Annotated in this window: 6 protein-coding genes; all 6 read right to left on the bottom strand. The window is 70.7% G+C overall.

What is annotated here, in order from left to right:
* Positions 1 to 579: GNAT family N-acetyltransferase (locus GUY61_RS31225; RefSeq protein ID WP_166633609.1), on the bottom strand; the 579-nt coding region annotated here is incomplete at its 3' end.
* A complete protein-coding gene (locus GUY61_RS31220) occupies positions 576 to 1,904 on the bottom strand; it encodes a lysine N(6)-hydroxylase/L-ornithine N(5)-oxygenase family protein (protein WP_166633608.1) in 1,329 nt (442 codons plus the stop codon). The genes GUY61_RS31225 and GUY61_RS31220, both read right to left, overlap by 4 nt.
* On the bottom strand, positions 1,861 to 3,342 hold the full coding sequence (locus GUY61_RS31215; RefSeq protein ID WP_166633610.1) for an aspartate aminotransferase family protein: 1,482 nt from the start codon (positions 3,340 to 3,342) through the stop codon (positions 1,861 to 1,863). The genes GUY61_RS31220 and GUY61_RS31215 overlap by 44 nt, the downstream gene beginning before the upstream one ends.
* A 1,001-nt stretch (positions 3,343 to 4,343) precedes the next feature.
* Positions 4,344 to 5,165, bottom strand: coding sequence for a siderophore-interacting protein (locus GUY61_RS31210; protein ID WP_166633607.1), 822 nt, complete (start codon positions 5,163 to 5,165; stop codon positions 4,344 to 4,346).
* 101 nt (positions 5,166 to 5,266) lie between these two features.
* Complete coding sequence (locus GUY61_RS31205) at positions 5,267 to 6,322, bottom strand: ABC transporter substrate-binding protein (RefSeq protein ID WP_166633606.1); 1,056 nt, start codon at positions 6,320 to 6,322, stop codon at positions 5,267 to 5,269.
* A gap of 171 nt (positions 6,323 to 6,493) precedes the next feature.
* Positions 6,494 to 7,660 (bottom strand): acyl-CoA dehydrogenase family protein, encoded by a 1,167-nt coding sequence (locus GUY61_RS31200; protein WP_166633605.1) that lies wholly within the window; start codon positions 7,658 to 7,660, stop codon positions 6,494 to 6,496.
* Positions 7,661 to 7,711 lie beyond the last annotated feature (51 nt).

The following is a 7,711-nucleotide window of genomic DNA, read 5'->3' as shown; positions in this document are numbered from 1 at the left end:
CGGGGTCACTCCTTGCGCGGCCTCGAACTGCTTGCGGGTGCAGACGCTGAACAGCGCCTCCTTCTCCGGCTTCCGCAGCGGGCCGACCACCTCGAAGCCGACGGCGGCGTTCAGGGCGTGCACGGCCTTGTTGCGGATGTCGGGCTCGACGACGACGCGCGCCGTGGCCGGGTCGTCGAAGAGGAAGGCCATCACGGTGGTGATGACCGCCCGGGTGAAGCCGTGCAGGGGGGTGCGGGCGGGGGCGCAGAGGAAGTGCATGCCGACGTCGCCGGGCAGCGCGTCGTACAGCCCCTTCAGCTCCACCTCGGCCGGGTCGTAGCGCTCGACGAGGAAGGCCGGGCGGCCCTCGTGCAGCCCGATGAACGCGTCGTGGTGCGCGGAGCCGGCGATGGCCGTGTACTCGCGCTCGACGTCCGGTGGGGTGTGGTCCTGCATCATCCAGAACGCGGACTTGGGGTGGGTGACCCACCGGTGCAGCAGCCCGCAGTCCCGGCGCGGGTCGAGAGGGCGGATCGCGAACTCGCCCAGCGCCGGATCGGTGCGCAAGTACAGGGTCCCCGGGTTCGCGTCGCTCATGCGAGCACTCCGTCCGCGGGAGCGCCGAAGTCCTGGAAGGCGATGCGCTTCTCCACCGGGTACACCTCGCGGCCGAGCAGTTCGGCGATGATGCACGAGTTGCGGTAGGGGCCCATGCCGAGGTCCGGCGAGGTGATGCTGTGCGTGTGCACGCCCGCGTTCTGCAGGAAGACGCCGCGGCCCGTGGTGTCGATGCTGTAGTTGCGGGCCACGTCGAACCGGCCGTGGGCGTCGAGGCGGAGCCGGCCCGCGACCGGCTCCAGGAAGTCGGGGACCCGGTAGGTGTAGCCGGTGGCCAGCACCAGGCCCTGGGTGAGGAGCCGGAAGTCCTTGCCCTGCTCCTCCTGCCGCAGGCCCAGGGTGTAGGTGCCGGTGGCCGCGTCGTGCGAGGCGGAGTGCAGCGCGGTGTTGGTCATGAGCCGGGTCGGCACCGCGCCGCCCGTCTCGGCGTTCTTCTGGTAGAGCAGGTCGAAGATCGAGTCGATGAGGTCCGAGTTGATGCCTTTGAACAGGCCCTTCTGTTCCTTCATCAGGCGGTAGCGGACGTCTTCCGGCAGAGCGCCGAAGTAGTCGATGTAGTCCGGGGAGGTCATCTCCAGCGTGAGCTTGGTGTACTCCAGCGGGAAGAACCGCGGGGAGCGGGTCACCCAGTTGAGCCGGTAGCCGTGGACGTCGATCTCGGAGAGCAGCTCGTAGTAGATCTCGGCGGCGGACTGGCCGCTGCCGACAATGGTGACGGACTCCTTGGACCGCAGCTCCTCCTTGCGGTCCATGTACTGCGAGGTGTGGAACAGCCCGCCGTCCAGGCCCCGGCAGGACTCGGGGAGGTACGGCGTGGTGCCGGTGCCCAGCACCAGGTGGCGGGCGCGGTAGGCGGCGTCCTGGGTGAGGACGGTGTAGACCCCCTCGGCCTCGTCGTAGGAGACGGTGTTCACCGTCTGCCCGAAGCGGACGCTGCCCAGCCGGGCGGCGGCCCAGCGGCAGTAGTCGTTGTACTCGACGCGCAGCGGATAGAAGTTCTCGCGGATGTAGAACGAGTACAGTCGGCCGGACCCCTTGAGGTAGTTCAGGAAGGAGTACGGAGAGGTGGGGTCGGCCAGGGTGACCAGGTCCGACATGAACGGGGTCTGGAGGTGCGCGCCGTCGAGGAACATGCCGGCGTGCCACTCGAAGTCCGGCTTGGAGTCCAGGAACACGCCGTCGAGTTCGGCGAGGGGCTCGGTGAGGCAGGCCAGGCCGAGGTTGAAGGGGCCCAGGCCGATGCCTACGAAGTCGTACGGTTCACGAGGCGTGGACAAGGTGGTCTCCCAGGTACTGCTCGGCATGGCCGGCGATCAGGTCGAGTACGGCCGACAGGTCGTCCGCCGTCGTCTCGGGGTTGAGCAGGGTGAACTTCAGGTAGTGCCGGCCGTCGACCTTCGTTCCCGCGACGACCGCCTCGCCGGAGGCGAACAGGGCCTTGCGGGCGTGGAGGTTGGCGCGGTCGATCAGCTCGGGCGCGGTGACGGCGCTGGGGATGTAGCGGAAGACCAGCGTGGACAGCTGAGGTTCGACGACGACGTCGTAGCGGGGGTCGGTGGCGAGGGTCCGCCAGCCGGTGCGTGCCAGGTCGCACACCTCGTCGAAGAGCCTCCCGACGCCGTCGGCGCCCATGACGCGCAGTGTCATCCACAGTTTCAGGGCGTCGAAGCGGCGCGTCGTCTGGATGGACTTGTCCACCTGGTTGGGGATCTGCTCCCGCACCATCCGGCGCGGGTTCAGGTAGTCCGCGTGGTACGTGGCGTGGCTCAGCGTCTCCCGGTTCCTGACCAGGACGGCCGAGGAACTCACCGGCTGGAAGAAGGACTTGTGGTAGTCGACGGTGACGGAGTCGGCCCGCTCGATGCCGTCGAGGAGGTGCCGGCGGGTGGGGGAGACCAGCAGGCCGCAGCCGTACGCGGCGTCCACGTGCATCCAGGTGCCGAACCGTCCGGTTAGCGCGGCGATCTGGGACAGCGGGTCGATGGAGCCGAAGTCGGTGGTGCCCGCGGTGGCCACGACCGCCATCGGGATGAGGCCCTCGGCCTCGCAGCGCTCCAGTTCCGCGGCGAGAGCGGCAATCCGCATCCGGCGGTCGGGGCCGACGGGGACCGCGATCACGGCCTCGTAGCCGAGGCCCAGCATGGCGGCCGACTTCTTGACGCTGAAGTGACTCACCTCGGAGGCGAGGATCCGCAGCCGCGACAGGATCTGCGACTTGGGCAGCTCCTTCTCGGCGTTCTTCCGTGCGATGCGGCAGGCCTCGTCGCGGGCCAGCAGCAGGGCGTGGAAGTTGGACTGCGAACCGCCCGAGGTGAAGATGCCGTCCGCGGCCCCTCCCAGGCCGATCCGGTCGGCGGTCCAGTCGATGAGTCTCCGCTCGATGAGGGTGCCGCCGGCGGACTGGTCCCAGGTGTCCAGCGAGGAGTTGACCGCGGAGAGCACCGCCTCGCCCAGCACCGCCGGGATGACGACCGGGCAGTTGAGGTGACCGAGGTAGCGGGGGTGGTGGAAGTAGACGGCGTCCCGGAGGTAGACGTCCTCCAGCTCGTCCAGGGCGGCGAGCGGATCGCCCAGCGGGCGGTCGAGGTCGATCCCGTCGACGGCCGGGGCCAGTTCGGCCGGGGTGATCCCGGTCGACGGGCGGACGGTCGCGCGGAGTCTGGCGGCCACGCGCTCGACTCCCTCGGTGACGGAGCGCCGGTAGCCTTCCGCGTTCCGGTCGTTGAGGAGGTGCGACCTCATGTCGGCAGGGGCGGCCGGCGCCGTGGGGGTGGCGACGGCCGTCGGAGTCGACGGGTCCTCGGCGGTCTGCACGAGGAGACTCATGAACTGTCCTCCCGGATCGGGGACTTGGTCGCGGCATGGGGGAGCCCCCGGCTTGGACGGGGGCGTGCGGCTCAGTGCGCTGATTTAGGTTAGCCTACCCTAAGTTGATCTGTGAACGGGGTGGTGCGTGCGGATGCCGGAGCGACTCTCGGGAGGCGCGAGACGCCGACCCCCGCGCGGCGAATCGCGGCATCCGCAACGACCCCGGCCGTGCCGGGCGCCGAGCCCGGCTGCCGCCGGGTTTCTGCCTGTGCCGAGGCGGTTGTCCGCTTGGGGACTCGGCCCGCTTTGGGGCCCGCGTTCGTTTTGCGACCCGCGTTCGCTTTGGGGCCCGCGTCCGCTCCGGCCCGCGGGCCGGGACCGCCGCGTTTCGCGTGCTTGCGGGACTGTCTGCCCCGCGGAGCAGCGGACCCGGCTGCCGCCGGGCAGCCGGCCGCGGAGGTGAGCGCGAGTGCCTGGGCGCCCACGCCTGTGCCCGCTCCCCATCCCGCACCGGCCCCCGCCCTTGGCGGCCGCATCGGCTCGGTTGGGCTGCGCCCCCTGTCGCGCACGGTGCCGGTCCGCGGCGAGGTGGGTGCCTGAGGCGGCGGCCCGGTTCGCACCCGGACGCACGCCGGTTCCGGATGCCGCCGGGGCCTGGGCCCGGTGGCATCCGGTTGTCGTCGGGGCTCGCCTCCGCGGGGGCGAAGGCGGAGGCGGGGGCGAGTGCCGTCGGGGCCTTGGGCCCGGTCCCTGCCCGTTCCGGCCGTCGCCGGGCGGCATCGGCTGCCGCCGGGGCTCGCCTCCGCGGGGGCGGGGCAGGAACGAGGGTCGGAGAGCGGCGCGGAAGGCGCGGGACCGTGCGGCGCCGTTGCGGGGCGGGGCCGGGCGTCGGTGGTGCGGCTGGGTGCCGCCCCGGTGCCGACGGGGCGGGCGGGCTAACAACCCTGGTCCCGCAGTTGCTCCTCGCTCAGGCCGCGGCGCCAGTACCCGGCGAACGTCACCGCCCGGCGGTCGAAGCCCCGTTCGCCGACGAGATGCCGCCGCAACGCCCGTACCGTCCCCGACTCGCCCGCGATCCACGCGTACGGCGTGCCGGACGGCAGCTCGGCGGCGCGCACCGACTCAAGGACGCCCGCGCCGTCGCCGTGCGTGAGCCAGGTGACGTCGGCTTCGGCGAGCGTCAGCAGGTTCTGGCGGTCCCCGAGGGTCGGAACGTCCAGCCAGACCTTGGCCTTCGTGCCGGGCGGCAGCCACTCCAGGATCCCGGCCGCCGCCGGCAGCGCGGTCTCGTCGGCCGCGATGAGCACCCAGTCGGTGCCCCCCGGCGGGCGGAACCGCACCGCCGAGTTGTCGGCGACGGCGGGGCCGAGCACGGTGACCCGGTCTCCCGGCCCGGCCGCCGCAGCCCAGCGCGCGGCGGGGCCGCACGCGCCGGTGCCGCCGACGCCGTGCAGCGCGAAGTCGATGTCGATCTCACCGCCGCGCTGCCGCCGCACGGTGTACGAGCGCATCACCGCCCGCACGCCGGGATCGATGGCCCGCCACCCGGCGAACCAGTTCTCCCCGGTGGGGATCACCGGAACGTCCTGGCCCGGCTGCGGAAGGAAGAGGGACAGGCTCTGGTCCCGGCCGCCGGCGGAGAAGCCCTTCAACTGCTCCCCGCCGAAGGAGATCCGGGCCATGGAGGGCCCGAGCCGTTCGGTGCGTACGACGTGCAGGCCGAAGAAGCGGAACGGTGCGGTGACTGCGGTGGTCATACGGGTCCTCCGTGGCGTACGGACATGGCGTACGGGCGCGTGCGGACGGGCGGTCATACGGATGGTCGGACAGACAGGTGGTCGGACAGGTGGTCGGGTGGTCAGGCGACCTTCTTGGCGTCCTCGATGGCCTTGGCCAGGTCCTCGAGGATCGGGGTGCACTTGGCGTAGGAGAGGATCGGCTCGGTGTCCCGGGGGATGACCTGGCCGGCCTTGACGGCGGGCAGCTTCTTCCAGGTCGGCTTGGAGCCGGCGAGGGCGTCGGGCTGGAGCGCCGAGGTGCGGTTGTCCATCATGATGATGTCCGCCTCGTACTTGTCGGCGTTCTCCCAGCTCAGCGACTCGTACCAACCACCGCTCGCCTTGAGGGCCCTGGCGTCGGGCTCGACGATGTTGACCCCGAGCTGCCTGAAGTACTCCAGGTCGATGGAGAGGTTGGAGCCGGAGATGTAGAAAAGGTCCTCGGCGCCCGAGCCGATGAGCACCTTGATCTCCGGGCGGGCCTTGGCCGCCGAGCGCAGCCGCTCGGCGGCGGCCTCGAACTTCTTCCTGGCCTCGGTGATCACGCTGCTGCCGGTGTCGGCGCCCAGGGCCTTGGCCAGCTCCAGCATCCGGGCGAGGGAGTCGGTCATCGGGCGGTCGTAGACGGAGATACCGACGCTCGGGGCGAGCTTGGAGATCTTGTCCTTGGACTCCTCCGGCACGTACCAGAGCGTGCCGGCATCGTCGAACATCGTGGAGACGAGCAGTTCGGGGCCGAGCGCGGCGTACTTCTCGACGTTGAACTCGCCCCAGGTGTTGCCCAGGATCTCGACCTTGCTGATGTCCATGTCCCCGGCCTGGACGTCGGCCTTGCCGTCCTCGGTCCTGGTGGGGCCGAAGACGCCCTTGACCTGGATTCCGTAGTCGTACAGCGCGGCGCCGGCCCCCGTGAAGGCCACGATGTTCGCGGGGATCTTGTCGGTCTTCACGGTCTGGCCGCGGTCGTCCTTGAAGGAGAACGGCCCGGGCTTGGCGTCCGCACTGCCGCCCGAACCCGAGTCCTTGTCCTTGCTGTCGCCGTCGCCGCAGGCCGTGAGCAGGGCGCCGAGACCGAGGGCGCCGCCCGCGGCGAGCAGGCCGCGACGGGAGAAGTGGGCGGATCGGGCGTTAGGCATGGGTGTGTTCTGCTTTCGTGCGTACGGGGGCCACTGGGCGAATTCGCTGTTAGGTTAACCTAACCTAAGCGAATGTCCAGAGGGCCCCCGCACACAGTTCCCAGGCCGCGGTCCGGTCATGCACCGACGAGTCTTCCGGAGGTGTCCCGGAGGTTCCCGCGCACCGACGTATCAGCCGGTGAGGCCCAACTCCCGTGCGATGAGCATGCGCTGGACCTCACTGGTGCCCTCGCCGATCTCCAGGATCTTCGAGTCGCGCCACATGCGGGCCACCGGATACTCGTTCATGAAGCCGTAGCCGCCGTGGATCTGGGTCGCGTCGCGGGCGTTGTCGACGGCCACCGTGGAGGAGTACAGCTTCGCCAGCGCGGCCTCCTTCTTGAAGGAGTCCCCGGACACCAGCCGGGAGGCGGCGTCCCGCCAGGCCAGACGGGCGGTGTGCGCCTTCATCTCCATGTCGGCGATCTTGAACTGGATGGCCTGGTTGGCGCCGATCGGCCGCCCGAAGGCGTGCCGCTCCCCGGCGTACTTCACCGACTCGTCCACACAGCCCTGGGCCAGGCCGGTGGCGAGCGCGGAGATGGCGATCCGCCCCTCGTCCAGTATCCGCAGGAACTGGGCATATCCCCGGCCGCGTTCGCCGAGCAGGTTGGCGGCCGGGACCCGGCAGTCGGAGAAGGACAGCTCACGGGTGTCCGAGGCGTTCCAGCCGACCTTGGAGTACAGCGGGGCGACCGTGAATCCCGGTGTGCCCGAGGGGACGATGATGGTGGAGATCTCCGGCTTGCCCTCGGGGGAGCGGCCGGTGACCGCGGTGACGGTGACCAGGCCCGTGATGTCCGTGCCCGAGTTGGTGATGAAGGACTTGGTCCCGTTGATGACCCACTCGCCCGCGGCCTCGTCCAGGCGGGCGGTGGTGCGGGTGCCTCCCGCGTCGGAGCCGCAGTCCGGCTCGGTCAGGCCGAAGGCGCCCAGGATCTCGCCCGAGCAGAGCCGGGGCAGCCACTCGCGCTTCTGCTCCTCGGTGCCGAAGCGGTGAATGGGCATGGCACCCAGCGATACGCCCGCTTCGAGGGTGATGGCCACCGAGGAGTCGACGCGGGCCAACTCCTCCAGGACCAGGCCGAGGGCGAGGTAGTCGCCGCCCATGCCGCCGTACTCCTCGGGGAAGGGCAGCCCGAACAGGCCCATGCGGCCCATCTCGCGGACGATCTCGTACGGGAACTCGTGGCGCTCGTAGAAGTCCCCGATCTTCGGGGCGATGACCTCGTGGGCGAACTCCTCGACGGTGCGGCGGAGTTCCTCGTGCTCGGGGGAGAGCCGGTGGTCAAGGGACATGGCAGGGTCACTCCTTGTGGGAGGTGGCGGAAGCGGGGGTCGCGGCGGGAG

This window comes from Streptomyces sp. GC420 (assembly GCF_009916105.1).
Taxonomy (GTDB): domain Bacteria; phylum Actinomycetota; class Actinomycetes; order Streptomycetales; family Streptomycetaceae; genus Streptomyces.
This window is presented reverse-complemented; position numbering and strand designations above follow the sequence as displayed.